The organism is Streptomyces sp. NPDC079141 (assembly GCF_040686775.1).
Taxonomy (GTDB): Bacteria; Actinomycetota; Actinomycetes; order Streptomycetales; family Streptomycetaceae; genus Streptomyces.
The window spans coordinates 440,158-466,557 of sequence record NZ_JBFBLP010000002.1 but is presented as its reverse complement, the minus strand read 5'-3'; the positions used below and the strand labels follow the sequence as shown (position 1 = coordinate 466,557).

Below are 26,400 nucleotides of genomic sequence, written 5' to 3'. Positions count from 1 at the left end.
ACAAGACTCGGGGCATGGATGCTTCCCACACCCGCGCGCGGCGGCGTGCGCTCGTCTGCGCCGCCGCGTTCACCAGTTCCGTCGTGCTCCTCGCCGGGTGTTCCGACTCCGGGTCCGGCTCGCAGACGGAGTCCTCGACGACCCAGGCCGCCCTCCCCGCCGCCGACAGTGACCTTCAGGAGGACTACCTGAAGGTGATCAAGGACGTCCTGCCGTCGGTCGTGCAGATCCAGGCCAGCCGCGATCTGGGATCGGGTGTCGTCTACGACGGTGAGGGCCATGTCGTCACCAACGCGCACGTCGTCGGGGACGAGAAGACGTTCAGGGTGACGACCGCGAACAGCGAGGACGAGCTGTCCGCGAAGCTCGTCTACTCCTACCCCGACCAGGATCTCGCCGTCATCAAGCTGGACAAGGTGCCGGACGGGCTGAAGGCCGCCTCCTTCGGGGACTCCTCGAAGGTCGAGGTCGGCCAGATCGTGCTGGCGATGGGCTCGCCGCTCGGGCTCTCCTCCAGCGTCACCCAGGGCATCGTCTCGGCGACCGGACGGACCGTCACCGAGGGCCGCTCCGGCGGCGGGACGGGCGCCACGATCGGCAACATGGTGCAGACGTCGGCCGCGATCAACCCGGGCAACAGCGGCGGGGCCCTGGTGAACCTGGACGGCGAGGTCATCGGCATCCCGACGCTCGCGGCCACCGCCCCCGACCTCGGGGACAGTGCGGCGCCCGGCATCGGGTTCGCGATCCCGGCGTCGATGGTGAAGACGGTGGCCGACCAGATCATCGAGGAGGGCAAGGTCACCGACTCGGGGCGGGCGGCGCTCGGCATCACCGCGCGGACGGTCGTCGACGACGACTACCGGGCCGCCGGGGTCGCCGTGGTCGAGGTCAAGGACGGCGGCGCGGCCGACGAGGCGGGCATCGAGCCCGGGGACATCATCACGAAGCTGGGTGACACGGACATCACCACCGTCACCTCGCTGGCCGAGGCGCTTGCTTCGGAGCAGCCGGGGGACGAGGTGGCGGTGACGTACACGCGCGACGGCGGTGAGAAGACCGTCGACGTGACGCTGGGCGAGCAGTGAGGAGGGGGCGCCCCGGAGCGCCCCGCTCCGTCAGGCCTGTTCGGCGTGCAGGCTCATCGGCCCGTAGATCTCCGTGGTGTCCTCGAACAGCCGTACCTGGTCGACGCCGCCGGCGAGCAGGTCCTTCCACACCTCGCCGATCCAGGACTCGGCGTCCCCCTGCGTGGTGAACTCCTCGGGCTCCACGGCGGGCGCGGTCTCCGTCCCGTCGGCCTTCTCGAAGCGCCAGGTCCATGCTGCCATGCGGGCCTCCTTGGTGAACTGTCGTCACGATCAGCGTATTCGCTCCGTTGGCCCAGCCGAAGAAGATCGGGCCCCTGTCACAGCGCCCCAGCCGCGCGAGTTCTGCCGTCACCGGTGAAAATCAGTCCGTGGAACTGACTCTGCTCGGCACCGGTGCCCCTACCGGCCTCCCCCGCCCCAACTGCCCCTGTGCCGCCTGTGCGACCGCTCTGGGGGCGGATGCCCGGGCGGCGACCGCGTTGCTCGTGGACGGGGCGGTGCTGATCGATCTGACGCCCGGTGCGGCGTTTGCGGCTGCCCGGGCCGGGCGGTCGCTGGGCGGGGTGCGGCAGGTGCTGTTGTCGCATCCGCACGAGGGGCCGGCCGTCGAGGTGCCGGCGGGGCTGCCGGCTCCGGGGCGGGTGCCCGACGGGCGCGAGTTGGCGCTGCTGACGGGGCATCGGGTGCGGGCGCTGGCGATGGACGCGGGCGGTACGGGGTACGCGGTGACCGGGCCGGACGGGCAGCGGCTGCTGTACCTGCCGCCGGGAAGCGCGCCGGCCGGGCTGGAGAACGGGGACATCGAGGCGTACGACATGGTCGTCGCGGATGTCGTGGGGCGGCCGGACGCGCTGGCGCGGCTGCGGGCGGTGGGGGCGCTGCGGCCGACGACGGATGTCATCGCCGTACATCTGGACCACGATGTGCCGCCGGGGGCCGAGTTGCGGCGGCGGCTGGCCTCGGTGGGGGCGCGGGCCGTGCCGGACGGGACGACGCTGGTGGTGGGGGTGTACGAGGAGGTGCCGGACGTGCCGCGGCGGACGTTGGTGCTGGGCGGGGCCCGGTCGGGGAAGTCGGTGGAGGCGGAGCGTCGGCTGGAGGCGTTTCCGGACGTGCTGTACGTCGCGACGGGCGGGCTGCGCAACGGGGACGGCGAGTGGGCGGCGCGGGTGGCGTTGCACCGGGAGCGGCGGCCGGGGTCCTGGCGTACGACGGAGACATGTGACCTGGTGCCGCTGCTGGCGGAGGACGGGGCGCCGGTGCTGATCGACTGTCTGTCGCTGTGGCTGACGGACGCGATGGACTCCGTCGGGGCGTGGGACGACGCGGTGTGGGCGGACGGTGGGGAGCGGGCGCTGCGGGAGCGGGTGCGGGAGCTGACGGACGCGGTGCGGTCGGCCCGGCGGACCGTGGTGGCCGTGTCCAACGAGGTGGGGTCGGGGATCGTCCCGGCCACGGCGTCGGGGCGGCGGTACCGGGACGAGTTGGGGCGGTTGAACGCGGCGTTCGCCGGTGAGTGCGAGCAGGTGCTGCTGGTGGTGGCCGGCCAGGCGGTGATGCTGCGCGGGTGAGGCGGGCTAGGCGGGCTGTGTGCGGGCGATGACGCGGTAGCAGGTCAGGAACGGGCTGCGGCTCGTGGTGATGATCGTGCAGCCCCGGGACTCCAGTTCCCCGCGCAGGTCGGGCAGGGCAAGCGGGGGGATGGGGCGGGGGTGCCGCAGTGCGGCGAACAGTCCCTGTGGGTCGGGGAGTTCGAGCAGGACGTGGCCGCCGGGGCGCAGTGCCGTGAGGGCAGCCTGGATCTGTTCGCGGGGGTGCACGGTCTGCGGCAGGTGGTGCAGGACGCTGACCACGTCGTAGCGGGCGCGCAGATGGGCCATCAGATGGGGGTTCGTCAGGTCGCCCGCGTACGCCTCCTCCACGCGGTCCGCCGCCTGGGCCCGTTCCACGCGGGCCGTGGGGTCCACGCCGTCGAAGGACGTGTACGGGAAGACCTGCTTCGCCGCCGCCGGGAACGCGCCGTCGCCGGTGCCGATGTCCAGCCAGCTCTCCGGTTCGCCGAAGGGGAGCATCGCGCGGGCGGTGGCCGCCAGGTGCCGCTGTCGCAGCAGTTTCGAGCGGCACCACGGGCAGTCGTCGCGGCGCGGCCGGTGGAATCGGTCCGTTTCCGGGGCGAGTTCGGCGGGATCGGCTGCGGGGGCGGACATGGGCGACTCCGGGCGCGAGAGGGGTACGACAATCCGCTGCAAAACGGAACGTATGGGATCGCGATCTTGGACGCAACGACGTCGGGTCGATGTGGCGGCGTTCCGTTCGGTCGAGGCCGGTACTGTTCGGCGAATGAGCTCGCTTAATCTCGACGACTTCACCGATCTGATCGAGCGCCCCGACGGAGGGGTGCGCCGCGACGCCGAGGCGCGCCGGGAGCGTCAGATCGTGCCGCCCGGGTCGCTGGGCCGCCTGGACGACCTGGGTGAGTGGCTGGCCGCGGCGCAGGGCGCCGTGCCGGTGCGGCCGGTCGAACGGCCGCGAGTGGTGCTGTTCGCCGGTGACCACGGCATCGCCGAGCTGGATGTCTCGGCGCGGCCCGCGGGCAGCGCCGGTGAGCTGGTGCAGGACATCCTGGAGGGCGGCCGGCCGGTGTCGGTGCTCGCGCGGCGGCTGGGCGTGCCGGTGCGGGTGGTCGACATGGCGCTGGACTGCGACCCGGCGACGCTGCCCGAGGACGTCGTACGGCATCGGGTGCGGCGCGGCAGCGGGCGGATCGACATCGAGGACGCGCTGACCCTGGAGGAGGCGGAGGCCGCGTTCCGGGCCGGTGTCGCGGTGGCCGACGAGGAGGCCGACTCCGGTACGGATCTGGTCGTTCTCGGCGATGTGAGCGTGGGCGGAACCACGGTGGCGGGTGTGCTGGTGGCCGCGCTGTGCGGGACCGACGCGTCGGTGGTGACCGGGCGGGGCGGTCTGGCGATCGACGACCTGGCCTGGATGCGCAAGTGCGCGGCGATCCGGGATGCGCTGCGGCGGGCCCGGCCGGTGCTCGGCGACCAGTTGCAGCTGCTGGCGACGGTGGGCGGGGCCGACCTCGCCGCGATCACCGGGTTCCTGCTGCAGAGCGCGGTGCGCAAGCTGCCGGTGATCCTCGACGGCGTCGTGGTCGCCGCGTGTGCGCTGGTGGGCCAGCGGATCGCCTTCCGGGCGCCGGACTGGTGGCTGGCCGCCCACGACAGCGGGGAGCCGGGCCAGGCGAAGGCGCTGGACCGGATGGCCCTGGAGCCGCTGCTCACGCAGGGCGTGCGGGTCGGCGAGGGCGCGGGTGCCCTGCTGGCGCTCCCGATGGTCCAGGCCGCGGCGGCGCTGGCGGCGGAGCTGCCGGAGAGGCCGGAGAAGCCTGTGGAGCCCGTGGAGCCCGTGGAGCCTGCGGAGGAGAAGGCTGAGGAGCAGGCCGAGGAGTAGCAGCCGGGATTTCCAGCTCGCGCCGGTTCCGCTCAGCGGCGTTCCAGGGAGCGGGTCGGCTCGGGGTCCGGCTTGCCGCCGATCCAGTCCTGGAGCCGGCGGGCGGGGCCGGACCAGCGGCGGTCGTGGCGGTAGGCGCGCAGGGTGGCCCTGGCCCGGGCGCGGGGGCGGCGACCGTAGAAGCGTCTGGCCCATGGGGAGGCGGGGCGGGCCAGGCGTACGGCGCCGACGAGGGCGATGACGGGGACGATCACGCCGAAGAGCGCGGTGCGGGTCTTGCCCTTGCCGAGGGCGATCAGGGCGAAGACGAAGTTCGTCAGGACGGTCGTGATGACCGTGCCGCGGTCCTGGAGCTCGTCCTCGCTGAGGTCGTTGACGCCGAACGGCGCGAAGCCGCACAGGACCAGACCGACTAGCGCGGCCGTGAGGACGACGACCTCGACGCTGCGCCGGCCCTCCTCGGTCCAGTAGACGTCGTCGAGGTGGAGGATCAGCGCGAACTCGTCCAGGACGAGGCCCGCGCCGATGCCGAAGACCACGGCGGTCAGGGCCGAGCCGAAGCCGTGGTGACCGCCGGCGACCGCGCCGAAGCCGCCGACCACGGTGAGGACGACGCCGGGGACGACGTGGTGGATGTGCACACCGCCGGCGCTGATGTTGCCGAAGGGGCCTTTGCCCGCGCGGATCAGGCGGGTGACGATCCGGGTGATCAGGAAGGTGAGCACGAACGCGGTCAGGGCCAGGAGCAGGGGGAGCTTGCCCGGTTCGACGATGTTGCGGTGCAGCCATTGGCCCATGTGCCCCAGCTTCCCGAGGCGAGGGGTGGGCCGCCTCGTGGGTGCGGCGTCCGGGCTAGTCTGCCGACGTGTCCATGACCCCGCCGCTCGACGGTCTCCGTTTCGCCTTCGGCACCCTCAGTGTCATACCCGTCGAGGTGCGGCGCTGGGACCGGGAGGCCGCCCGGGGCGGAATGCTCTGCGCCCCCCTGGTCGGTGTGGCGCTCGGTGCCCTCTCCGCCGCCGTCGGCCTCTTCCTGCTCTTCCTCGGTGCCTCGTCGCTGCTCTCCGCCGTCGCCACCGTCGCCGTACCCGCCGTGCTCACTCGTGGGCTGCATCTGGACGGGCTGGCGGACACGGCCGACGGGCTCGGGAGCGGCAAGCCCGCCGAGGACGCGTTGCGGATCATGAAGCAGTCGGACATCGGGCCGTTCGGTGTGATCACGCTGCTGTTCGTGCTGCTCGGGCAGGTCGCCGCGGTCGCGCGGCTCTACGACGACTCCTGGGCCCGGGGTGCGCTCGGTGCCGTCGTGGCCGCGGTGGCCGCGCGGCTCGCGCTCACCCTGGCCGCGCGTGCCGGGGTGCCGGCGGCGCGGCCCGAGGGGCTCGGTGCGGCCGTCGCGGGGGTGGTGCCGGTGCGCGGGGCGGCCGGCGCGGCCGTGGCCGTCACCGTGGGGGCCGCCGCAGCGGGGGCGCTCTTCGGCGCGGACGACGTCGTACGGACCGCCGTAGCCGTTCTCCTCGCCCTCGGTGTCGCCGAACTCCTGCTGCGCCGCTGTGTCCGCCGCTTCGGCGGGGTCACCGGTGATGTCTTCGGCGGGGTCGCGGAGACGGCGGCCACCGCCGCCCTGGTGGTGCTGAGCCTCGGGCTCTAGCAGGCCCGGCGCCACGCTCCCAGTTCGTACTTCTTCAGCAGGGAACTCAGCCCCAGCCGACGGGAGTCCGCGCAGAAGCGGTCGGTGGGCAGCTCGTACTCGACGTGGAAGACGGCCTTGTCCGCGTCCACGAACGGCTTCAGGGCGGAGCACTCCTGGTACTGGGCGCACTGCTCGTTGACCGCGAAGTCGAAGTCGTCGACCAGGTCCGGGATCTGGTCGAGGTCGTTCTTCAGGCCGACGGCGAGGCCGCGGTCGTGGGCCAGCTTGGCGATGAGGCGGTTGTAGCGGAGCTGGTCGCGGGCGGTGAGCGGGAAGCCGGTGCGGTTGCGGTAGCCGTCCATGTTGTCCGGCTCGACGGCGTCGAAGCCCTTCTCGCGGCACATGTCGAGGCGGGCCGCCATGAGGGGTTCGAGGACGTCCGTGCGGCGGATGTCGAGCCAGCGTTCGCCCTTCCAGCCGTTGCCCCGGCCCAGCACCGACCTGGGGAAGTCCGCGGCGTCGGGTCGGAACTCCTCCCAGGCGCCGGTGGAGAGGTAGCAGATGACCTTGCGGCCGTCGTCGTGGAGCGCGGCGACCGTGTCGGCATCGTGGTCGAAGCCGTCGATGTCGTAGACGGGCACGTCGACGGAGGTGTCGAGGCGGCCGCTGAGCTGCCACTGCCAGTCGGTGCCGGGCCGCGGCTGCCAGCGCGGGCCGGGCGGTTTGCCGTCGGAGGCGGTCGTGCAGCCCGCGAGCAGCAGCACGAGCAGGGCGGTCAGGACAGCGGGGCGTCTCACCGGGTGGGCTCCAAGGAGTGCGGCAGCGTACCCCACGGATGATCTCCCACGCCGGGCACCGCGCAGTGCACCGCGGCCCCCCGTGCGCGGGCCAGCCGCTCGGCGTCCACGCCGGCCGGGACGCCGTACACCAGATGGCACAGGCGCATCCCGGGGCCGCCGGGCCGGGGCTGCGGGGGGAGGTCGCGGTACGCGGTCCAGGGTCCCTCGAAGGTGACGAGGACGTCGGCGATGCGGGCGTAGGAGGGGTGGGGTGAGGTGCCGTGGTTGAGGGTGAGCGTGCGGCAGCCGAGGCCCCAGGCCGCCGCGGCCAGCCGTTGGTAGTGGGCGAACTCCTCGCGGCCGGAGGCGACCTGGTCCAGGAAGGCGCCGTCGGTGCCGTACCAGTCGCGGTGCCGGGAGAGGTCGCGTACGACATCGGCGTGCGGTCTGCGGCCGTAGCCGGTGTCGGCGTAGCCGAGGACGCGGACGTCCGCCGCGCGCAGCCGGGCGGCGACCTCGGCGAAGGCGGCGTCGGGGCGGTCGCCGGGGCCGCTGGCCGGGTTGAGGACGACGCTGTGGAGGCGGGGGGCGGCGGCGAGGATCGCGTCCCATTCGGCGGGGCGGATCGAGGGGTGTTCGTAGTACGGGACGAGCAGGGTCTTCATCGGTGGGCGGTCGCCCTTCCGAGCAGGGAGCACACGAGCGCGGACTGGGCCACGGCCGCCGCGCCGTACACGGCCGGGCCGACGGTGTGCGGGGCGCCGGTGTGGGTGGCGAGGGCGAGGGTCTGGGCGAGGGCGGCGAGGACGCAGACGGTGGCGGCGCCGGTGATCGCGCCGAACGACTGGAGCAGCAGGCCTGTCCACATCACTACGCCGAGCAGGAGGAGGGCCGTGAGGCGGGTGGCATCCGTGCCGGGTGCGTGCGGCCACAGGGCGGTGGTGGCGAGGCCGAGGGCGAGCAGGGCGGTGAGGTAGGCGGCGAGGCACGCGATGAGTGTGCGGGCGGTTGTGCGTCGGAAGGCGCTCGGTGTGCTGGTGGAGCGCAGGCCGGCGAGGCTGCCGCTGCGGAAGCGGTGCAGCAGCCATTCGGCGGGGCCCATGCTGAGGGTGAGCGCGACGGCCGCGGGGGCGGCTACGGCGGTGGTGTCGTCGCCCGCGAGGACGTCCCCGAGGGCCGCGTATACGACGAGGACGCCGCTGCCGAGGCCGAAGAGGGCGTACGGGAGGGATGCGGTGAGCGTGGGTCCGGGGGTGCGGGGGGTGGGGGCGGGCGTGGGGTGGGTCGCGCTGCCCGGCGCTTGCGGGGTGCCGTCCGCGCCCACCCGTGCCGCCCCAGCGGCACGACTGCCCGCGGATCGACGGCTCATGCCCCCGCCAGCATTGCCGCTCGCGGGTTGACGGCTCACGACCCCGTCGGCTTGACCGCCCGCGGGTCGACGGCTCGTCTGTGCCCCGCGGAGCGCCCCGAAGGGGAGCAGTGCGGTCAGGGCGGGCGTCCAGTTTCCCGCGCCCAACTCCCTTACCCGCGGGGCTACTTCCAGCAGCGCCAGGATTCCCACCGCGACCAGGGAGCCCAGCAGCAGCGCAAGTCTTGCCGTGTTGGGGAGGGGATGTACCAGGGCCAGGAGGGCGCCCGCTGTCATCGGTGTCAGTGCCGCCAGTAGGGCTCGTTCGCGGCCCAGCACCAGGAGGGCCGTGGCCGCGGCCAGGTAGCAGGACTGGCCCGCGGCGAAGAGCACCGCCGTCGGGGCTGCCGTGCCCGCGACGGACAACGCGACCAGGGCTCCGAGGAGCGCGCCCGCCTGGCCGCCGATCAGCAGGGAGCGGCGGGCTGCCGCTCGGTCGCCCAGGCCGAGCCAGGTGTAGGCCCGGTGGGCCAGGCCCTGGTTCCAGGTCCAGCCGCACAGGGCGCCGGCCAGCAGTGGGACCGTGCCCGCGGGGAGGCCGAAGTCGCCCTTGGGGCCGGCGAGGAGGGGGGCGCCGAGGACGTAGCCGAAGCCAGGGAGGGCGAAGACCACGCCGCGCAGCAGGCAGGCCAGGAGGCCCGCAGACTGCCAGGGGTCGTGAGGTGGGGCTTCCGGCTCGGGGTAGCGGCGGGGGACGCGTTCGTAGAGCTCCTCGGCCAGCGCGAAGGAGTTCCTGACGCCGTAGCGTTCGCGGATCTGGTCGTCGGAGAGTCCGTCGGACTCCAGCAGTGCGGCGATCTCGTCGGGGTGAACGGCGGCGGCGACGAACTCCTCCAGGCGTTCGGCGAGTTCGTCGACGGGGTCCGGCTGGGCCCAGCCCGGCGTGCGCTGTCTGGGGATCGAGGGCAGGGCGTCGGCGCGGGTGCCCGGGGGCATCCAGAGTCCGCCGCTCACCAGTCGGTCCCGTCCGTGGCGACCTTCTCGTACCAGGGGTCGCGCAGTTCCAGGGTCCAGTCGGCGACGGTCTCGACGGTGGGCTCGTACACCTCGGGCAGGCCCGCGAGTTCCTGGTAGATGGTCCGGAAGGCGTCCACGGAGCGGCGCAGGGTGAACCGGTCGATCACCCGCTGGCGGGACAACTCGCCCAGTTTCAGGCGACGTTCGTCGTCACGCAGCAATGTCAGCGCGGCCGCGGCCATCTTCTCCGGTTCCCGCGGCGGGACGACCAGGCCTGTGTCGCCGACGGCCTCCCGCACTCCCCCGACGTCCGTCGAGACCGTCGTACGGCCGCAGGACATGGCCTCGATGATGGAGAACGGGAAGCCCTCGGAGATCGAGGACAGCATGACGACGTGTCCGGCGGCGTAGGCGCGCCAGACCTCGCTGATGCGGCCCTCGAAGGTCAGGCCGTCCGTCACGCCCAGCTCGGCGGCGAGCTTCTCCAGCCGTGTCCGGTAGGCCTCGCCGCCGGGCGGGACCGGGCCGAACAACCGCAGCCTGGTCTCCGGGAGTTCGGCGCGGACCATGGCGTAGGAGCGGAGGAGAGTCTCCAGGTCCTTGATGGGGTCCACCCGGCCGCACCAGGTGAGGGTGGGGACCTCCGGCTCGGGGCCCGCGTGCGGGAAGGCGTGCGGGTCGACGCCGTTGTAGACCGTGCGGATCCGGTCGGCGTCGGCGCCGCCGCGCTCCTCCCAGCGGCGGTTGTACTGGTTGCACGGTGTGATCAGGTCGGCGGCGCGATAGCCGAGTGAATTGAGTTCACGGTAGAAGCCGAGCATGAACGCCTTCACGGGCCAGCGCTGTTCGGCGCTGCGGTAGCCGAGATAGCGCTCGCGCAGATAGATGCCGTGCTCGGTGAGCAGGAACGGTACGCCGTCCAGCTTGCGCGCGGCGAGCGCGGGCAGCGTGGCCAGACCGCTGCTCACCGCGTGCGCGACCGAGTCCTCGGGGATCCGCACGGCCAGCGGGCGCAGGGCGTGCTCCAGCAGGTCGGTGGCGGTGAGCGCGTCATGGACGCTGGGGCGGGCGGCGGCCGTCGGCAGATGCGGCATCGTCCAGATCCACATCAGCGAGCGCAGCGCGGACTCGGTCCGCAGCGCCGCCGACAGACGTCCGTCGCGGGCGAGTTCGGCCAGCTCGTAGAGGGCCTCGCCGAAGTCGCAGCGGGCCTCGGGGTCGAGGAAGGAGAGCAGGAACCGCTCGTAGGAGTGGAGGAAGCGGCGGCGGGCCCGGCCGTACGGGGCGCGTCCGCGAGGTCTGGGGCCCCAGGTGGGTACCGAGCTGTGCCGGCGGACATTGGACGGCAGCTCCCAGGTCACCGGTTCGCGGCCGGTCCCGGTGAGCGAGACGATGTGGAAGTCGACCTCCGGCATGCCCTTGACGAGCTGGTCGCACCAGGTGCTGACCCCGCCGTGGACATGCGGATAGGTGCCTTCGGTGAGCATGGTGACATGACGGCCCGTTCGCCTCATGCGTGAGTTCCCCCCTGCGGAACAGGTACGACGGCCCGAAGCGCACCCCGGCCGGTCGGTCCGGGGTGCGCGTGCGGTGCCGGGTGCTACGACGGCAGCTTCAGCGTGAGCGCGGACTGGAGCGCGGCCGGCGTGGTCCAGGCCGAGCGCGCTCCCGCGTACGGGGTGCCGAACGCGGTGGTGCCGAGCAGCAGTTGCTTCTTCGTGCCCTCCGGCGCGGTCACCGGGATCTGGGTCCCGGACGGTGCCGTGACGGTGACGGTCGTGCCGATGCGGTACGCCGTGACCCGGTTGTTCGCCACGGCCGTCTGCCAGGCGGCGCGGCGCTGGAGCTCGATGCCGATGGGCTTCTGCGCGAGGTTCTCCACCGGGGTGTTGTCGGCGAACAGGGCCCGGTAGTCGGCCAGGACCTTCTCCATCACCGGGTAGAGGATCCGGTCCTCGGCCAGGTTGGACTGGTGGGCGTAGTGCGGGCGCGGGTCGTTGCTGACTACGTGCCCCAGGGCGATGCGGGCCTCCTGCGGGACGATGTACTCGTCGTAGCCGGTGGCCGCGTCCAGCGGGGCGTCGAGGCAGGTGGAGGCCGGGTTGGTGGTGCAGACGCCGCTGCCGCCGTCCTCGGCCGAGGTGTAGATCCAGTTGTACTCGTCGGCCATCTCGGCCTCGGTGCCGGTGTTGTAGTACACGTTCATCGGGTGCCGGGGCACGGTCAGGGCGGCGCCCACCGCGCGCTGCTCGGGCTCGCGGGAGTTGTCGGAGGCGACCCACTTGACGCCGCTGTCGGCGAGGGCGCCGGCCAGGTTCGGGTTGTCGTCCGGCTGCTGCGGCAGCGTCCTCAGGCCCGAGTGCTCGCCGGTGACGAGTTCGGTGCGGTCGAGCGGGAGGCCCTTGGCGACGCCCCAGTTGTGGTTGTCGCGGATCTGCGCGGCGATCTCGGCGCGGCTCATGTACTTCGTCGAGCCGTCGGCGTTCTTCGCGCAGCTCCACGGCACGGTCGAGGTGTCCTGGACGCAGCCGAGGAAGGGGTGCGTGTAGGTGTGGTTGATCCAGCGGTACTGCGCCCGGTCCGCGAGCAGCCGGTCGGTGAGCGCGTCGGTGCCGCCGTGCTCGCTCTTCCACTCCTCGCCGGAACCGGCGTTGTAGACCATGTCGAGGGTGAAGCCGTGCTCGCGCTGCCACTGGGCGGCGTGGACGGCGTCCTCGGCCGTCATCCGGATCGGGTTGATCTCCTCGCCGCCTCCGACGCAGTCGATGTCGCCGGGGGTGCAGTTGCGTTCGCTGTCCCAGCGGGCGTCGGGGGCGAAGACGTCGTCGATGTGCACGGCGAAGTGGTTGCGGTCGCGGCCCAGATGGACGCCCTGGGTCAGCCATTCGACGATGCCGCGGGCGAGCAGCCGGAACTGCTGCTGGTGCTGGTTGTAGGCGAAGGTGACCACCAGCTCGCGCCGCCCGTCGTGCGCGTACTCGCCGACCAGGCTGCCGCTGCCGGAGCCCTCGGGCACGGGGATGTCCACATAGCTGGTGAAGCCGGCCCGGGGACGGGCGACGTAGCCGTAGCTCTCCTGGATCGTGGGGGCGTTGTCCTCGAAGGCGAAGGCGCCGTCGAGGTAGCCGAACCACTTCGTCTTCCCGGCGTCGGTGACGGACGCCCGGCGCCCGTCGAGGCTGCCGGACCAGCCGCCCTCGCTGGTGTAGTCGAGGCCGACCCCGGGGTGCGCCCAGGTGTAGGCGTCAACCTGCGGGATGCCGTACGTCCGCTCGTAGGTCTCCAGCGCGGTCTGTTCGGCGGAGCCGGCGCCGAAGGGGGCCTCGTTCGGCAGGACGACGCCCTGGAACTTCGCCCGCGGCCGGCCGCTCACCGTGTCACTCAGGAACGCCTCGGTGAGGACCGGACGGCCGGAGTCGTTCAGGTCGACGGTCGTGTACGGGATGCCGGTGCTCTTCAGCTGGGCGGCGATGGCACGTACGGCGCTGCCGCCGTCGTCCACCACCAGCACCCTGAGATCGATGCGCGGATCCTCCGCGGCCGTCGCGCCGGGCACCCCCGGGCCCAGCGTCAGCACGCCCGCCGTGGTCAGGGCGGCGGCCGTGTTTCTCCATCTGCGCGCACTCTGCGCCATGTGTCGTCCCTCCCCCAGAAGATCCCCCTGTGGTAAATCCGGGGAGGATCAATGGAAATCATGCGAAGCGGTGAGCTACCGGCTCACCGGAACGCGATGAGTGTGGCTCAGGTCACCCGCAGTGAGGGTTGGGAAGTGGCGATGACGCCACCGACAGGTGAACGGCCGTAGGAATGAGCGAACGACACACACGCGCGTAGGCTCATCCCGAGTGTCAGCCGCACCGGGGAAGGCCCCGCTGAGGCCGCACCCTGAGCTCGGATCTAGGGTCGGTCGACGGGCCCGGTCGACCCACACCTTTCGGCCACAGCAACTTCACATCGGAAGCGAGATTTCACCACCGTGACTGCTCTCACTCTCAGCACCGCCGCGGCGCACGGCCTGCGGGCCGACGCGATCGTGATCGGTGTCGCCAAGGGCGCCAAGGGCCCGGTCGTAGCCCCCGGCGCGGAAGCCGTGGACAAGGGGTACGACGGCAGGCTCGCCGCCGTCCTGGAGACCCTCGGCGCCTCCGGCGGCGAGGGCGAGGTGACCAAGCTCCCCGCGCCGTCCGGCTTCAAGGCACCGCTCGTGGTGGCCGTGGGCCTCGGCGCCGAGCCCGAGAAGGACGCCCAGTACGACGCCGAGGCGCTGCGCCGGGCCGCCGGTGCGGCCGCCCGCGCCCTGGCCGGCACCAAGAAGGCCGCCTTCGCCCTGCCGCTCGCCGACGCCGCCGACGCCGGTGCCGTCGCGGAGGGCGCGCTGCTCGGCGCCTACACGTTCGACGCCTACAAGGAGAACGGCAAGGACCCGAAGGCCAAGAACAGCAAGGCGCCGCTCGCCGAGGTCGCCCTGCTCGGCGGCAAGCCCCGCGACAAGGCGTACAAGGCGGCGCTGGAGCGCGCCACCGCCGTCTCCGAGGAGCTCAACCGCGCCCGCGACCTGATCAACACCCCGCCGAACGACCTCAACCCCGAGTCGTTCGCCGCGGTCGCCCAGACCGCGGCCAAGGAGCACGGCATCAAGGTGCAGGTGCTCGACGTCAAGGCGCTGGAGAAGGGCGGCTACGGCGGCATCCTCGGCGTCGGCTCCGGTTCCGCGGCGGGCCCGCGCCTGGTGAAGCTGTCGTACACCTCCGCCAAGGCCAAGAAGCACCTCGCCTTCGTCGGCAAGGGCATCACCTACGACTCGGGCGGCATCTCGCTCAAGCCGGCCGGCCACAACGAGACCATGAAGTGCGACATGAGCGGTGCGGCGGCGGTCTTCGCGGCCGTGGTCGCCGCCGCGCGCCTCGGCCTTGAGGTCAACGTCACCGGCTGGCTGGCGCTCGCCGAGAACATGCCGTCGGGCTCCGCCACCCGCCCGGGTGACGTGCTGCGCATGTACAGCGGCAAGACGGTGGAGGTGCTCAACACCGACGCCGAGGGCCGGCTGGTCCTGGCGGACGCCCTGTGGGCCGCGTCCGCGGAGAAGCCGGACGCCATCGTGGACGTCGCGACGCTGACCGGCGCGATGATGCTGGCGCTGGGCAACCGGACGTTCGGGATCATGGCGAACGACGACGCGTTCCGCTCCGCGCTGTACGAGGCCGCCGAGGAGGTGGGCGAGCCGGCGTGGCCGATGCCGCTGCCGGAGCACCTGCGCAAGGGCATGGAAACGCAGGTCGCCGACCTCGCGAACATGGGCGAGCGGATGGGCGGCGGGCTGGTCGCCGGTCTGTTCCTGCGGGAGTTCGTGGGCGAGGGCATCACCTGGGCGCACCTGGACATCGCGGGTCCGGCCTTCAACGAGGGCGGGCCGTTCGGCTACACGCCCAAGGGCGGCACGGGGTCCGCGGTGCGGACGCTGGTGCGGGTCGCTGAGCTGACCGCTGCGGGGGACTTGGGGTGACGTTCGCCCAATAGCTCGGTGCCTGAGGGGGCGCGGGCGGCTGCGGGCCGGTTGTGGCCGGTCGCGCCCCGCGGCGGAGCCGCTGATGGATGCAGCCCCGCGCCCCTGGCGTATGTCCATCCACTGTTACTTGTGAGCGTGTGGTGTCTCACACGTCGGCCCCGCGTCTCGTACCGCCCCGACAAGTGCGAAGATGGGGCTCGGCAGGACAGGGCCCCCACCACAGGGCCGAAGAAAGAGCGGCCGGACACCAGCCGCCGCCCGGTCACTGGAGACCGGCGTACGGCGCACATGCATGGAGGACGTGACGTGGCGAACGACGCCAGCACCGTTTTCGACCTAGTGATCCTCGGCGGTGGTAGTGGCGGTTACGCCGCGGCCCTGCGCGGGGCGCAGCTGGGCCTGGACGTCGCCCTGATCGAGAAGGACAAGGTCGGCGGCACCTGCCTGCACCGGGGTTGCATCCCCACGAAGGCCCTGCTGCACGCGGGCGAGGTCGCCGACCAGGCCCGCGAGAGCGAGCAGTTCGGCGTGAAGGCCACCTTCGAGGGCATCGACATCGCCGGGGTCCACAAGTACAAGGACGGCGTGATCGCCGGCCTGTACAAGGGCCTCCAGGGTCTTGTCGCCTCCCGCAAGGTGACCTACATCGAGGGTGAGGGCCGTCTGTCCTCCCCGACCTCCGTCGACGTGAACGGCAAGCGCGTCCAGGGCCGCCACGTGCTCCTCGCGACCGGCTCCGTGCCGAAGTCGCTGCCGGGCCTGGAGATCGACGGCAACCGCATCATCTCCTCGGACCACGCCCTCGTCCTGGACCGCGTGCCGAAGTCCGCGATCATCCTGGGCGGCGGCGTCATCGGCGTCGAGTTCGCCTCGGCGTGGAAGTCCTTCGGCTCCGAGGTCACCGTCATCGAGGGCCTGAAGCACCTCGTCCCGGTCGAGGACGAGAACTCCTCCAAGCTTCTTGAGCGCGCGTTCCGCAAGCGCGGCATCAAGTTCAACCTGGGCACCTTCTTCCAGAAGGCCGAGTACACCGCCGACGGCGTCAAGGTCACCCTGGCCGACGGCAAGGAGTTCGAGGCCGAGGTCCTGCTGGTCGCCGTCGGCCGCGGCCCGGTCTCCGCCGGTCTCGGCTACGAGGAGCAGGGCGTCGCGATGGACCGCGGCTACGTCCTGGTCGACGAGTACATGCGCACCAACGTGCCCACCATCTCCGCCGTCGGTGACCTCGTCCCGACCCTCCAGCTCGCGCACGTCGGCTTCGCCGAGGGCATCCTGGTGGCGGAGCGTCTGGCCGGTCTGAAGACCGTCCCGATCGACTACGACGGTGTCCCCCGCGTGACCTACTGCCACCCGGAGGTCGCCTCCGTCGGTATCACCGAGGCCAAGGCCAAGGAGATCTACGGTGCGGACAAGGTCGTCGCTCTGAAGTACAACCTGGCGGGCAACGGCAAGAGCAAGATCCTCAACACCGCGGGCGAGATCAAGCTCGTCCAGGTGAAGGACGGTGCCGTGGTCGGCGTCCACATGGTCGGCGACCGCATGGGCGAGCAGGTCGGCGAGGCCCAGCTGATCTACAACTGGGAAGCGCTGCCGGCCGAGGTCGCCCAGCTCATCCACGCCCACCCGACGCAGAACGAGGCGCTCGGCGAGGCCCACCTTGCCCTGGCCGGCAAGCCCCTTCACGCGCACGACTGACCCTCGGTCGACGAACGCGACGACACAGACTTCCGCAATCCGTTAGGAGCAACCGAAACCATGGCGGTTTCCGTAACCCTTCCGGCGCTCGGCGAGAGCGTCACCGAGGGCACTGTCACCCGCTGGCTGAAGGCCGAGGGCGAGCGCGTCGAGGCCGACGAGCCGCTGCTTGAGGTGTCGACCGACAAGGTCGACACCGAGATCCCGGCCCCCGCCGCGGGCATTCTTGCCTCCATCAAGGTCGCCGAGGACGAGACCGTCGAGGTCGGCGCCGAGCTGGCCATCATCGACGACGGCACGGGCGCGCCCGCTGCCGCCCCCGCCCCGGCCGCCGAGCCGGCCCCGGCTCCGGCCCCGGCCCCCGTGGCCGAGGCCCCCGCCGCCCCGGCCCCGGCCCCCGAGGCCCCGGCCACCCCCGCCGCTCCGGCCGGTGGCGCCGCCGAGGGCACCGACGTGGTCCTGCCCGCCCTGGGCGAGTCCGTCACCGAGGGCACCGTCACCCGCTGGCTGAAGTCGGTCGGTGACAGCGTCGAGGCCGACGAGCCCCTGCTTGAGGTCTCCACCGACAAGGTCGACACCGAGATCCCGGCGCCCGCCTCCGGCGTGCTCCTGGAGATCGTGGTCGGCGAGGACGAGACGGCCGAGGTCGGCGCCAAGCTGGCCGTCATCGGCGCCCCGGGTGCCGCTGCCGCTCCGGTTGCCGCCCCGGCCACCCCGGCTCCGGTTGCCGCCCCGGCCCCCGTGGCTCCGGCCGCCCCGGCCGCTCCGGCTCCGGCTCCGGCTCCGGTCCAGCCCGTGGCCCCGGCTCCCGCGCCGGTCGCTCCGGCTCCGGTCACCCCGGCCCCCGTTGCCCCGGCTGCTCCGGCTCCGGCCGCGCCCGCCGGTGACGACGGCGCCTACGTCACCCCGCTGGTGCGCAAGCTCGCCGCCGAGAACGGCGTCGACATGGCCACCGTCAAGGGCACCGGCGTCGGCGGCCGTATCCGCAAGCAGGACGTCCTCGCCGCCGCCGAGGCCGCGAAGGCCGCCGCCGCTGCTCCGGCTCCGGCCGCTGCCGCCGCCCCGGCCGCCAAGAAGGCGCCGACCCTGGAGGCCTCCCCCCTCCGTGGCCAGACCGTCAAGATGCCGCGCATCCGCAAGGTCATCGGCGACAACATGGTCAAGGCGCTGCACGAGCAGGCCCAGCTGTCGTCGGTCGTCGAGGTCGACGTCACGCGTCTGATGAAGCTGCGCGCCCGTGCCAAGGACGCGTTCGCGGCTCGTGAGGGCGTCAAGCTCTCCCCGATGCCGTTCTTCGTCAAGGCCGCGGCCCAGGCGCTGAAGGCGCACGCGCCCGTCAACGCCAAGATCAACGAGGCCGAGGGGACCATCACCTACTTCGACACCGAGAACATCGGTATCGCGGTGGACTCCGAGAAGGGCCTGATGACCCCGGTCATCAAGAACGCCGGTGACCTCAACCTCGCCGGTATCGCCAAGGCCACCGCCGACCTGGCGGGCAAGGTCCGGGCCAGCAAGATCACGCCGGACGAGCTGTCGGGCGCGACCTTCACCATCTCCAACACCGGTTCGCGCGGTGCGCTCTTCGACACGATCATCGTGCCGCCGGGCCAGGTCGCGATCCTCGGCATCGGCGCCACCGTCAAGCGCCCGGCCGTCATCGAGACGGAGGAGGGCACGGTCATCGGCGTCCGCGACATGACGTACCTGACCCTGTCCTACGACCACCGTCTGGTGGACGGCGCCGACGCGGCCCGTTACCTGACCGCGGTCAAGGCGATCCTGGAGGCGGGCGAGTTCGAGGTCGAGCTCGGCCTCTGACGCCTCCCGGCACAACGCGTCGGTGCCCCCGTTCGGAGCTGCTCCGGGCGGGGGCACCGCCGTATCCGCGTGTAAGTCTCGTCTCACCTGCATGAAAGCGCCCCTGTGCGCCCCGCCGGGACGCCCCTGCGGCCTTATTGTCTAAACGTCAAACGCCTCCGGGGCCGATGCGCCGCCCCTCCTTAAGGAGCCCTCATGACCGCGCCCGTCGTCCACTCGCTGCGCGAACAGATCCGCGAGCACATCCTGGAAGGGATCATCAGCGGACGCTGGCAGCCGGGCGAGCGGATCGTCGAGCGGCGGATCGCGACCGAGCTGGAGGTCTCGCAGACGCCGGTGCGGGAGGCGCTGCGCGAGCTGGAGTCGCTGCGGCTGATCGAGTCGGCGCCCAACAAGGGCGTACGAGTGCGGAATCTGACCGCCGCCGACCTGGAGGAGAGCTACCCCGTCCGGGCCGGTCTGGAGGCCATCGCGGCGGAGCTGGCGGCCGAGCGGCTGGCGGAGGACTGCTCGGCGCTGGAGCCGCATGTCGCCGCGCTGTACGAGGCCGACCGCAAGGCGGACGGAACGGCGCAGGTGCGGCACACGGTGGGCTTCCACCGGGAGCTGGTGCGGGCGGCCGGGAACTCGGTGCTGCTGCACACCTGGGAGGGGCTGGGGATCGAGGTGTTCACCGCGCTGTCGATCCGGTGGCTGGGGACGGTGCAGCAGTCGTACGCGGAGGAGCACGAGGAGTTGGTGCAGGCGTTCCGGCGCCGTGACCCTCGTATTGCGGAGCTGGTCAAGGCACACGTACTGGGCTGCGCCCCGCGCCACGAAGGCGAGTAGGCGGCGGCGTCGGGGGGGCGCGCAGCCCGGCGCTAGCGGGGTGCCGCCGCGCCCACCCGTGCCGCCCCAGGCGGCACGACTGCCCGCGGATCAACGGCTCACGGCATCGCCCCCTCAGGGGCGCGGGGAACTGCGCGACCAGCCCCCACCGGCCCGCAGCCGAACGCGGCTCATCTGTGTCCCACCCCCGCTCAAACGCCGTCCCACCTGCAAAAACCGGCGTCCGCGAGGTCACCCCGTGCCACCGCCGGAGGCACCCCGTGCCGACTTTTTCGTGATCAAGAGGTTTTCACCCTCAACCCTTTGATCGATCATCGATCAGGGAGTTACAGTCGCCGACGGGCTTGCCACCCAAGCCCCATGCCCTGTCCTGCCAAAGACCAAGGGCACCCCCGAACCCTTACCGATGAGGGAACCCCCTTCGACTGAGGAAGGCGGCGACATGACCGACCCCAACGCCATCCAGCCGAGCGAGCTCGACCAGCTCCACGACCGGGACCCGGAGGAGACCGCCGAATGGCAGGCCTCCCTGGACGCGGTCGCCAAGGCTGCCGGCCCGCACCGTGCGGCTTATCTGATGCGCCGCACGCTGGAGCGCGCGGAGGGCACCGGCATCGCGCTGCCCAAGCTCCTTGAGACGGACTACGTCAACACCATCCCCACCGCCGCGGAGCCCGCCGTTCCCGGTGACGAGGAGATGGAGCACCGGATCACCGCCTGGAACCGCTGGAACGCGGCCGCCATGGTGACCCGCGGTTCGAAGTACGGCGTCGGCGGCCACATCGCCACCTTCGCCTCCGCCGCGTGGCTGTACGAGACCGGCTTCAACCACTTCTTCCGGGGCAAGGAGGCCGACGGGTCCGGCGACCAGCTCTACATCCAGGGCCACGCCTCCCCCGGCATCTACGCCCGCGCCTTCCTCGACGGCCGGCTGAACGAGTCCCACCTGGACAACTTCCGCCAGGAGTCGGGCGGCAACGGCCTCCCGTCGTACCCGCACCCGCGCCGGCTGCCCTGGCTGTGGGAGTTCCCGACCGTCTCCATGGGTCTCGGTCCGCTCTCCGCGATCTACCAGGCGCGCTTCAACCGCTACCTGACCAACCGCGGCATCAAGGACGTCTCCGCCTCCCACGTGTGGGCGTTCCTCGGCGACGGCGAGATGGACGAGCCCGAGTCGACGGCGGCCCTCGCGCTCGCCGCCCGCGAGGAGCTGGACAACCTCACCTTCGTCATCAACTGCAACCTGCAGCGCCTCGACGGTCCGGTCCGCGCCAACTTCAAGATCGTGCAGGAGCTGGAGGCCCAGTTCCGCGGCGCCGGCTGGAACGTCGTCAAGACGCTGTGGGGCTCGGCCTGGGACGAGCTGTTCCGGCTCGACACCACGGGCGCGCTGGTACGCCGACTGCGCGAGGTACCCGACGCGCAGGTCCAGACGTACCAGACCCGCGACGCCGCCTACATCCGCCAGGACTTCTTCGGCTCCGACCCAGCGCTCGTCGAGATGGCGAAGCTGCTGAGCGACGACAAGATCCTTGAGGTCTTCCACCTCTCCCGCGGCGGCCACGAGGCCCGCAAGGTCTACGCCGCGTACAAGGCGGCCCTGGACCACAAGGGCGCGCCCACCGTGATCCTGGCCCAGACGGTCAAGGGCCACACCCTCGGCGAGGGCTTCGCGTCGAAGAACGCCAACCACCAGATGAAGAAGCTGACGGTGGACGAGTTCAAGACGATGCGTGATCTTCTTGAGCTGCCCATCAAGGACAGCGACTTCGTCGACGGTCAGGTCCCCTACGGCCACCCGGGCGCCGACTCCCCCGAGGTCCGCTACCTCCAGGAGCGCCGCGCGGCCCTCGGCGGCCCCGCCCCGGCCCGTCGTACGCACGCCCTCGCGCCGCTGCCGACCCCCGCCGAGAAGGCCTTCGCCTCCTTCGACAAGGGCTCCGGCTCGCAGAACGTGGCGACCACCATGGCCTTCGTCCGGCTCGTCAAGGACCTGGTCCGCGACAAGGAGACGGGCAAGCGCTGGGTGCCGATCGTCCCCGACGAGGCGCGCACCTTCGGCATGGAGTCGCTCTTCCCGTCGCTGGGCATCTACTCGCCCAAGGGCCAGACGTACGAGCCGGTCGACCGCGACCAGCTGATGTACTACAAGGAGGCCAAGAACGGCCAGATCCTCAACGAGGGGATCACCGAGGCCGGTTCGATGGCCGACTTCATCGCCGCGTCCACCGCGTACTCCACGCACGGCGAGACGATGATCCCGTTCTACATCTTCTACTCGATGTTCGGCTGGCAGCGCACGGCCGACCAGATGTGGCAGCTCGGCGACCAGCTCGGCCGCGGCTTCCTGGTCGGCGCGACGGCCGGTCGTACGACGCTGACCGGTGAGGGCCTGCAGCACGCCGACGGCCACTCCCCCGTCATCGCCGCGACCAACCCGGCCGCGCTGACCTACGACCCGGCGTTCGCGTACGAGGTCGCCGCCATCGTCAAGGACGGTCTGCGCCGGATGTACGGCGAGGCCGCGCCGGGCGAGGACCCGAACGTCTTCTACTACCTGACGGTCTACAACGAGCCGCTGCCGCAGCCGGCCAAGCCGTCCGGTCTCGGGATCGACGAGGGCATCGTCAAGGGCCTGTACCGCTTCAACACGGCGGAGTCGGCGGGCGTGGACGTGGCCGCCGCCAACGCCCCGCGCATCCAGCTGCTGGGCTCCGGCACGGCGATCCACTGGACGCTCAAGGCGCAGCGCATGCTCGCCGAGGAGTGGGGCGTGGCCGCCGACGTGTGGTCGGCGACGTCCTGGACCGAGCTGCGGCGTGACGCCCTGGAGGCGGACGCGGCGCTGCTGCGGGGCGAGGAGCGGGTGCCGTACGTGCGTCAGGCGCTGCAGGGTGCCGACGGGCCGGTGCTGGCGGTCTCCGACTACATGCGTCAGGTCCCGGACCAGATCGCGCAGTGGGTCGAGCAGGACTGGTCGTCGCTGGGCGCCGACGGCTTCGGTCTGTCGGACACCCGCGAGGCGGCCCGCCGCCACTTCGGTGTCGACGCCGAGTCGATCGTCGTGGCGGCCCTGGCCCAGCTGGCCAGGCGCGGTGAGGTCAAGGCGACCGCGGTGAAGGAAGCGCGCGAGAAGTACGGCCTGTAAGACAGGTCGTCAGGAAGGCCCCCACTTCGGTGGGGGCCTTCCTGCATGATGGCCGTATGCGCGCTGCCCGGCTCATCAAGATGGTCCTGCTGCTCCAGTCCCGGCCCTCCATGACCGCCGCCGAACTCGCGCGGGAGCTGGAGGTGTCCGAGCGGACCGTCACCCGGGACGCGCAGGCCTTGTCCGAGGCGGGCGTTCCGGTGTACGCGGACCGGGGGCGGGCCGGCGGGTACCGGCTCATCGGCGGGTACCGGACGCGGCTGACCGGGCTGGCGCGCGGTGAGGCCGAGGCGCTGTTCCTGAGCGGTGTGCCGGGGGCGCTGCGGGAGATGGGTCTTGAGGACGTCGCCTCGGCGGCGCGGCTGAAGGTGTCCGCGGCGCTGCTGCCGTCGTTGCGGGACGCCTCGCGGACGGCGGGGCAGCGGTTCCATCTGGACGCGCCGGACTGGTTCAAGGAGCCGAAGACGCCCGAGCTGCTGTCCGCCGTGGCGGACGCCGTGTGGGACGACCGGCGGATCACCGCGGTGTACCGGCGCGGGGAGGGCGAGGTGCGGCGGGATCTGGAGCCGTACGGGCTCGTGCTGAAGGCGGGCGTCTGGTACCTGTGCGCGCGGGTCGCCGGGCACGGGACGTACCGGGTCTACCGCATCGAGCGGTTCACGGCCGTGGAGGCCGGCGAGGAACGCTTCGAGCGGGACGGGGAGTTCGCCCTGCCGGCCTTCTGGGACGAGCGGGCCGAGCAGTTCGCGCGCTCCATCCTGCACGCCGAGGTCGTCGTACGGCTGTCCGGGACCGGTGTGCGCCGGCTGCCGTACACCGTCGATCCGCAGGCCGCCCGTGAGGCGCTGGCGGCGGCGGGTGAGGCGGGCGACGACGGGTGGGTGACGGTGACGCTTCCCGTGGAGTCCGAGGAGGTCGCCCACAGTCAGCTCGCGGCGCTGGGCCCCGAGGCCGAGGTGCTGGCGCCGGAGAGCCTGCGGGCCCGTTTCGCGAGCGACGCGGCACGACTGGCGGCGCTGTACCGGCCGTGAGCGGTCCCTCCGATAACAATCCGCCTCACTCCACGTGCGCCCCACCCGTCCAGGGCCGATGCTGGACCCGTGATGGACGAGACGGAGTTCTGGGAGCTCGTGGACGCCGCCCGTGAGGCCGCCGAGGGCGATCCCGAGGAGCAGGCCGACCTGCTGGTCGAGCGGCTCCTGTCGCTGGACCCGGAGTCGGTCCTGGACTTCGCACGTCACTTCGAGGCCCGCTACAACCGCGCGTACACCTGGGATTTGTGGGGCGCCGCCTGGGTGCTGCTCGACGGGGCGAGCGACGACGCGTTCGACTTCTTCCGGTGCTGGCTGATCGGCCAGGGCCGGGAGGTGTACGAGGGCGGCGTCCACGATCCCGATTCGCTGGGCGATCTCCTGGACGAGTTCGACGAGGAGATCGACGGCGACGGCGAGGAGCTCGGGTACGCGGCCGACGAAGCGTATGAACAGCTCACCGGTGTCGTGGCTCCCGATCTCGGCATTCCGCCCGCGTCCGCGGAACCGGAGGGCACGCCGCTCGACTTCGAGAGCGAGCGGGTGCTGTCCGCGCGCTATCCCAAGCTCTGGGAGCGGTTCCGGGGCTGAGCCGGGAGGTAGGCCTGCGCCTGGTCGGCCTTCACCCCGTGGTACAGCGGTGCCTTGTTGGCCTGGTCGAGCGCGGACGCCGTGACGGCGGCCGGTCCCAGGACGACGGCCGCGACCGCACAGACCACCGTCCATGCACGAGTACTGCTGCTGCTCATGATCCCCACCTCCGGTCGGCTTGTGAGGACGACGGTAGGGCGGCGGGTTCTGAGCGGCCTGCGGGTCCGCTGTGGTGATCCTGTGAGCCTCAGGGGCGGCCCTGGAAGCGGGCCGCGCGCTCCCGGATCTGGGGCAGGCGGGCGCTGAGGGCGGCGCCGGGGCAGCTGGTCATGTAGCCCTCGTCGTGTCCGGCGAGCGCGGGCAGGGTGACGGTGGTGCCGGAGGGGTACCGGCTGAGGCTGTTGCTGGAGACCAGGGGGACCTTCGCGCGCGGGTCGGTGCCGGAAAGGCCCAGCTTCCAGGCGGCCAGCGCGGCGATCGCGTCGGTCATGGCCCGCGGCACCTCGGCGCCGGCGGTGAAGGTGCCGAGGGCGGCGATGCCGGCGGTGCGGTGGTTGAAGCCCTGGGTGTGGGCTCCGGTGACGGGCCGGTCGACGCCGCCCGCGCGGCCCTCGTAGATGGTGCCGCAGCGGTCGACGAGGAAGTTGTAGCCGATGTCGTCCCAGTCGCGGGGGCCGGTCTGGCCCGCGTACAGGTAGCGGATGATGCGGGGCGCGTCGGCGCAGTCGTAGCCGTTGGGCGAGTCGGTGTGGTGGACGAAGACGGCGACTACCTTGTCGTCGTAGCGCGGCGGTGGCTGGTCGTGCCGGGTGGCGTCGTCCAGCCAGACCGAGCGCGGCACTATGTGCGGGCGGGACGCGGAGTGGACGGCCGCGGGGCGGGCCGCGAGGGGCCGGGCGGCCGTCGCGGCGGTGCGCTCCACGCCGCTGGCGCACAGCCCCAGCGCGACGACGGCGGCGGCACCGGGCAGGCAGCCCATCAGGACCAGGGCGGCGCCCGGTATTCGGGGGGCGCCCGGTATTCGGGGGGCGCGGCGGCCTCGCGCCTCCCGCGCCCTTCGCATGACCCTTCGGAAGACACGCATGGTCCCACTGTCGGCCGGATCCGTTCCGCCCGCGATGTGTGCTGTGCCACCCGGTGGAACCATCGTCCTGTTCCGTGACGTTTTCCGGGGTGTACACGCGCGCGTGCAAGGGTGTGCCGGCTGATCACCGGGCGCGTCCCGTGCGTACTGGAGGGCCCGAGAGAAAGGCGGCCGGCGTGGACCTGCTCGACATCCTGCTCCTGCTGGCGATCGCGGCCTACGCGGCGTCCGGCTACCGGCGCGGTCTGGTCGCCGGATGCGTGTCGCTGGCGGGTTTCGTGGGCGGCGCGGTCGTCGGTGTGTGGGTCCTGCCGTGGGTGATGGGCCTGGTGACGCCGGGGACGACGACGGCGACGGTGACCGCGGTGCTGACGGTGCTGGTACCGGCGGCGGTGGGCCACGAGCTGGCGGGGCGGCTGGCGCTGCGGCTGCGCCGGGAGCTGGGCCGTGCCAGTCTCGGTCCGCTCAGGGTGGCCGACGGGGTCGGCGGGGCGGTGGCCAACTCGGTGGCGGTGCTGATCGTGGCCTGGGTGGCGGCGAGTGTGCTGGCCGCGTCCTCCTCGCCGCTGCTCACCTCCGCGATCCGGGACTCGCGGCTGCTGGGGACCGTGCAGGACGCGATGCCGGACACCACCCCGGCCTGGTTCTCGCGGGCCACCTCCGCGCTGGCCGAGGCGGGCTTCCCGCAGGTCTTCAACCCGTTCGAGAACGAGTCGACGGCCGAGGTCGCCAGACCCACCGGGGACAGCGTCACCGCGGCCGCCACGAACGCCGCCAAGCTGAGCACGGTGAAGATCGAGGGCATCGCGGGCACCCAGGGCCGCGAGGGCAGCGGCTTCGTGTACGCGCCGCGGCATGTGATGACCAACGCCCATGTGGTGGCCGGCATCGACGAGCCGAGCGTGCGGGTCGGCGGGGTCGGGCAGGCGTACGCCTCGCGGGTGGTGCTCTTCGACCCGGACAAGGACGTGGCGGTGCTGTACGTGCCCGAGCTGAGCGCGCCGGTGCTGAAGTGGGACGACGACGCGGCCCGCGGTGACGCCGCGGTCGTCGCCGGTTATCCGCAGGACGGCGCGCTGAACCTCCAGGCGGCCACCGTGGCGAGCCGGTTGCGGGCGACGGGCCAGAACATCTACAACGACGGGACCGTCACCCGCGAGATCTACTCGATCCGCTCCACCGTCCGCCCCGGCAACTCCGGCGGCCCGCTGCTGACCACCGACGGCCGGGTGTACGGCGTGGTGTTCGCCCGCTCCACCTCGGACGCCGAGACCGGCTATGTGCTGACCGCGGCCGAGGTCGCCGAGGAGGCCGAGCGGGCGGCGGGGGCGACGGCGCCGGTGGACACGGGCGAGCCGGTCACGTCGTAGCC

The 26,400-nt window shown here is 72.2% G+C and carries 22 protein-coding genes; 12 read left to right on the top strand and 10 right to left on the bottom strand.

Annotated features, from left to right (window positions below):
- Positions 1-14 precede the first annotated feature (14 nt).
- Complete coding sequence (locus AB0Q90_RS07190) at positions 15-1,088, top strand: trypsin-like peptidase domain-containing protein (RefSeq protein ID WP_363158009.1); 1,074 nt, start codon at positions 15-17, stop codon at positions 1,086-1,088.
- Between the two features lie 30 nt (positions 1,089-1,118).
- On the opposite strand, the gene AB0Q90_RS07185 is transcribed toward AB0Q90_RS07190, so the two are convergent.
- Positions 1,119-1,331: a hypothetical protein gene (locus tag AB0Q90_RS07185; RefSeq protein ID WP_363158008.1), complete on the bottom strand. Its 213-nt coding sequence runs from the start codon at positions 1,329-1,331 to the stop codon at positions 1,119-1,121.
- A 128-nt stretch (positions 1,332-1,459) separates the two neighbouring features.
- Here AB0Q90_RS07185 and AB0Q90_RS07180 point away from each other — a divergent pair, with 128 nt between their 5' ends.
- On the top strand, positions 1,460-2,662 hold the full coding sequence (locus tag AB0Q90_RS07180) for a bifunctional adenosylcobinamide kinase/adenosylcobinamide-phosphate guanylyltransferase (RefSeq protein ID WP_363158007.1): 1,203 nt from the start codon (positions 1,460-1,462) through the stop codon (positions 2,660-2,662).
- A gap of 6 nt (positions 2,663-2,668) precedes the next feature.
- On the opposite strand, the gene AB0Q90_RS07175 is transcribed toward AB0Q90_RS07180, so the two are convergent.
- Positions 2,669-3,298 carry a class I SAM-dependent methyltransferase gene (locus AB0Q90_RS07175; protein WP_363158006.1) on the bottom strand — a complete coding sequence of 210 codons (630 nt, stop codon included), beginning with the start codon at positions 3,296-3,298 and terminating at the stop codon, positions 2,669-2,671.
- A gap of 133 nt (positions 3,299-3,431) precedes the next feature.
- Between AB0Q90_RS07175 and cobT the strand changes: the two genes are divergently transcribed.
- The gene (gene cobT, locus AB0Q90_RS07170) at positions 3,432-4,547 is read left to right on the top strand and encodes a nicotinate-nucleotide--dimethylbenzimidazole phosphoribosyltransferase (RefSeq protein ID WP_363158005.1); all 1,116 of its coding nucleotides are present in this window, start codon (positions 3,432-3,434) and stop codon (positions 4,545-4,547) included.
- A gap of 32 nt (positions 4,548-4,579) precedes the next feature.
- Here the strand turns inward: cobT and AB0Q90_RS07165 are convergent, their stop codons facing one another.
- On the bottom strand, positions 4,580-5,344 hold the full coding sequence (locus AB0Q90_RS07165) for a hypothetical protein (RefSeq protein ID WP_363158004.1): 765 nt from the start codon (positions 5,342-5,344) through the stop codon (positions 4,580-4,582).
- A 74-nt stretch (positions 5,345-5,418) separates the two neighbouring features.
- Between AB0Q90_RS07165 and AB0Q90_RS07160 the strand changes: the two genes are divergently transcribed.
- Complete coding sequence (locus AB0Q90_RS07160) at positions 5,419-6,198, top strand: adenosylcobinamide-GDP ribazoletransferase (protein WP_363158315.1); 780 nt, start codon at positions 5,419-5,421, stop codon at positions 6,196-6,198.
- Here the strand turns inward: AB0Q90_RS07160 and AB0Q90_RS07155 are convergent.
- The 5 genes from AB0Q90_RS07155 to AB0Q90_RS07135 form a co-directional block, all read right to left on the bottom strand.
- On the bottom strand, positions 6,195-6,977 hold the full coding sequence (locus AB0Q90_RS07155) for an endo alpha-1,4 polygalactosaminidase (RefSeq protein ID WP_363158003.1): 783 nt from the start codon (positions 6,975-6,977) through the stop codon (positions 6,195-6,197). The genes AB0Q90_RS07160 and AB0Q90_RS07155 overlap by 4 nt on opposite strands.
- The gene (locus AB0Q90_RS07150) at positions 6,974-7,624 is read right to left on the bottom strand and encodes a spherulation-specific family 4 protein (RefSeq protein WP_363158002.1); all 651 of its coding nucleotides are present in this window, start codon (positions 7,622-7,624) and stop codon (positions 6,974-6,976) included. The genes AB0Q90_RS07155 and AB0Q90_RS07150 overlap by 4 nt, the downstream gene beginning before the upstream one ends.
- Positions 7,621-9,303, bottom strand: coding sequence for a hypothetical protein (locus tag AB0Q90_RS07145; protein WP_363158314.1), 1,683 nt, complete (start codon positions 9,301-9,303; stop codon positions 7,621-7,623). Before AB0Q90_RS07145 ends, AB0Q90_RS07150 begins: the two co-directional genes overlap by 4 nt.
- A gap of 14 nt (positions 9,304-9,317) precedes the next feature.
- Positions 9,318-10,838 carry a GT4 family glycosyltransferase PelF gene (pelF, locus tag AB0Q90_RS07140; protein WP_363158001.1) on the bottom strand — a complete coding sequence of 507 codons (1,521 nt, stop codon included), beginning with the start codon at positions 10,836-10,838 and terminating at the stop codon, positions 9,318-9,320.
- A gap of 86 nt (positions 10,839-10,924) precedes the next feature.
- The gene (locus AB0Q90_RS07135; protein WP_363158000.1) at positions 10,925-12,958 is read right to left on the bottom strand and encodes a hypothetical protein; all 2,034 of its coding nucleotides are present in this window, start codon (positions 12,956-12,958) and stop codon (positions 10,925-10,927) included.
- Positions 12,959-13,300: 342 nt separating this feature from the next.
- Between AB0Q90_RS07135 and AB0Q90_RS07130 the strand changes: the two genes are divergently transcribed.
- The 7 genes from AB0Q90_RS07130 (at position 13,301) to AB0Q90_RS07100 (ending at position 23,944) form a co-directional block, all read left to right on the top strand.
- Positions 13,301-14,827: a leucyl aminopeptidase gene (locus AB0Q90_RS07130; RefSeq protein ID WP_363157999.1), complete on the top strand. Its 1,527-nt coding sequence runs from the start codon at positions 13,301-13,303 to the stop codon at positions 14,825-14,827.
- Positions 14,828-15,136: 309 nt separating this feature from the next.
- Complete coding sequence (gene lpdA / locus AB0Q90_RS07125; RefSeq protein WP_363157998.1) at positions 15,137-16,525, top strand: dihydrolipoyl dehydrogenase; 1,389 nt, start codon at positions 15,137-15,139, stop codon at positions 16,523-16,525.
- Positions 16,526-16,585: 60 nt separating this feature from the next.
- Positions 16,586-18,346, top strand: a complete 1,761-nt coding sequence (gene sucB / locus AB0Q90_RS07120) for a 2-oxoglutarate dehydrogenase, E2 component, dihydrolipoamide succinyltransferase (RefSeq protein ID WP_365732746.1) — start codon at positions 16,586-16,588, stop codon at positions 18,344-18,346.
- A 195-nt stretch (positions 18,347-18,541) separates the two neighbouring features.
- A complete protein-coding gene (locus AB0Q90_RS07115) occupies positions 18,542-19,174 on the top strand; it encodes a GntR family transcriptional regulator (RefSeq protein WP_363157996.1) in 633 nt (210 codons plus the stop codon).
- A 442-nt stretch (positions 19,175-19,616) separates the two neighbouring features.
- The gene (gene aceE, locus AB0Q90_RS07110; protein ID WP_363157995.1) at positions 19,617-22,322 is read left to right on the top strand and encodes a pyruvate dehydrogenase (acetyl-transferring), homodimeric type; all 2,706 of its coding nucleotides are present in this window, start codon (positions 19,617-19,619) and stop codon (positions 22,320-22,322) included.
- A 56-nt stretch (positions 22,323-22,378) separates the two neighbouring features.
- Positions 22,379-23,353 carry a WYL domain-containing protein gene (locus AB0Q90_RS07105; RefSeq protein WP_363157994.1) on the top strand — a complete coding sequence of 325 codons (975 nt, stop codon included), beginning with the start codon at positions 22,379-22,381 and terminating at the stop codon, positions 23,351-23,353.
- Positions 23,354-23,425: 72 nt separating this feature from the next.
- Positions 23,426-23,944, top strand: a complete 519-nt coding sequence (locus AB0Q90_RS07100) for a DUF4240 domain-containing protein (protein ID WP_363158313.1) — start codon at positions 23,426-23,428, stop codon at positions 23,942-23,944.
- Here AB0Q90_RS07100 and AB0Q90_RS07095 read toward each other — a convergent pair.
- On the bottom strand, positions 23,911-24,102 hold the full coding sequence (locus tag AB0Q90_RS07095) for a hypothetical protein (protein WP_363157993.1): 192 nt from the start codon (positions 24,100-24,102) through the stop codon (positions 23,911-23,913). The genes AB0Q90_RS07100 and AB0Q90_RS07095 overlap by 34 nt on opposite strands.
- 89 nt (positions 24,103-24,191) lie before the next feature.
- Positions 24,192-25,028 (bottom strand): peptidoglycan recognition protein, encoded by an 837-nt coding sequence (locus tag AB0Q90_RS07090; protein WP_363157992.1) that lies wholly within the window; start codon positions 25,026-25,028, stop codon positions 24,192-24,194.
- 176 nt (positions 25,029-25,204) lie between these two features.
- Between AB0Q90_RS07090 and AB0Q90_RS07085 the strand changes: the two genes are divergently transcribed.
- Entirely contained in the window at positions 25,205-26,398 is a 1,194-nt protein-coding gene (locus tag AB0Q90_RS07085; protein ID WP_363157991.1) for a MarP family serine protease, read from the top strand.
- Positions 26,399-26,400 lie beyond the last annotated feature (2 nt).

Coding starts and splice junctions, on each gene's coding strand:
- AB0Q90_RS07145 (WP_363158314.1), bottom strand. CDS start 9,303: ATGCCCCCGGGCACCCGCGCCGACGCCCTGCCCTCGATCCCCAGACAG.
- AB0Q90_RS07135 (WP_363158000.1), bottom strand. CDS start 12,958: ATGGCGCAGAGTGCGCGCAGATGGAGAAACACGGCCGCCGCCCTGACC.
- AB0Q90_RS07190 (WP_363158009.1), top strand. CDS start 15: ATGGATGCTTCCCACACCCGCGCGCGGCGGCGTGCGCTCGTCTGCGCC.
- sucB (WP_365732746.1), top strand. CDS start 16,586: ATGGCGGTTTCCGTAACCCTTCCGGCGCTCGGCGAGAGCGTCACCGAG.
- AB0Q90_RS07095 (WP_363157993.1), bottom strand. CDS start 24,102: ATGAGCAGCAGCAGTACTCGTGCATGGACGGTGGTCTGTGCGGTCGCG.
- aceE (WP_363157995.1), top strand. CDS start 19,617: ATGACCGACCCCAACGCCATCCAGCCGAGCGAGCTCGACCAGCTCCAC.
- cobT (WP_363158005.1), top strand. CDS start 3,432: ATGAGCTCGCTTAATCTCGACGACTTCACCGATCTGATCGAGCGCCCC.
- pelF (WP_363158001.1), bottom strand. CDS start 10,838: ATGAGGCGAACGGGCCGTCATGTCACCATGCTCACCGAAGGCACCTAT.
- AB0Q90_RS07160 (WP_363158315.1), top strand. CDS start 5,419: ATGACCCCGCCGCTCGACGGTCTCCGTTTCGCCTTCGGCACCCTCAGT.
- AB0Q90_RS07105 (WP_363157994.1), top strand. CDS start 22,379: ATGCGCGCTGCCCGGCTCATCAAGATGGTCCTGCTGCTCCAGTCCCGG.
- AB0Q90_RS07090 (WP_363157992.1), bottom strand. CDS start 25,028: ATGCGTGTCTTCCGAAGGGTCATGCGAAGGGCGCGGGAGGCGCGAGGC.
- AB0Q90_RS07175 (WP_363158006.1), bottom strand. CDS start 3,298: ATGTCCGCCCCCGCAGCCGATCCCGCCGAACTCGCCCCGGAAACGGAC.
- AB0Q90_RS07150 (WP_363158002.1), bottom strand. CDS start 7,624: ATGAAGACCCTGCTCGTCCCGTACTACGAACACCCCTCGATCCGCCCC.
- AB0Q90_RS07185 (WP_363158008.1), bottom strand. CDS start 1,331: ATGGCAGCATGGACCTGGCGCTTCGAGAAGGCCGACGGGACGGAGACC.
- AB0Q90_RS07115 (WP_363157996.1), top strand. CDS start 18,542: ATGACCGCGCCCGTCGTCCACTCGCTGCGCGAACAGATCCGCGAGCAC.
- AB0Q90_RS07165 (WP_363158004.1), bottom strand. CDS start 5,344: ATGGGCCAATGGCTGCACCGCAACATCGTCGAACCGGGCAAGCTCCCC.
- AB0Q90_RS07100 (WP_363158313.1), top strand. CDS start 23,426: ATGGACGAGACGGAGTTCTGGGAGCTCGTGGACGCCGCCCGTGAGGCC.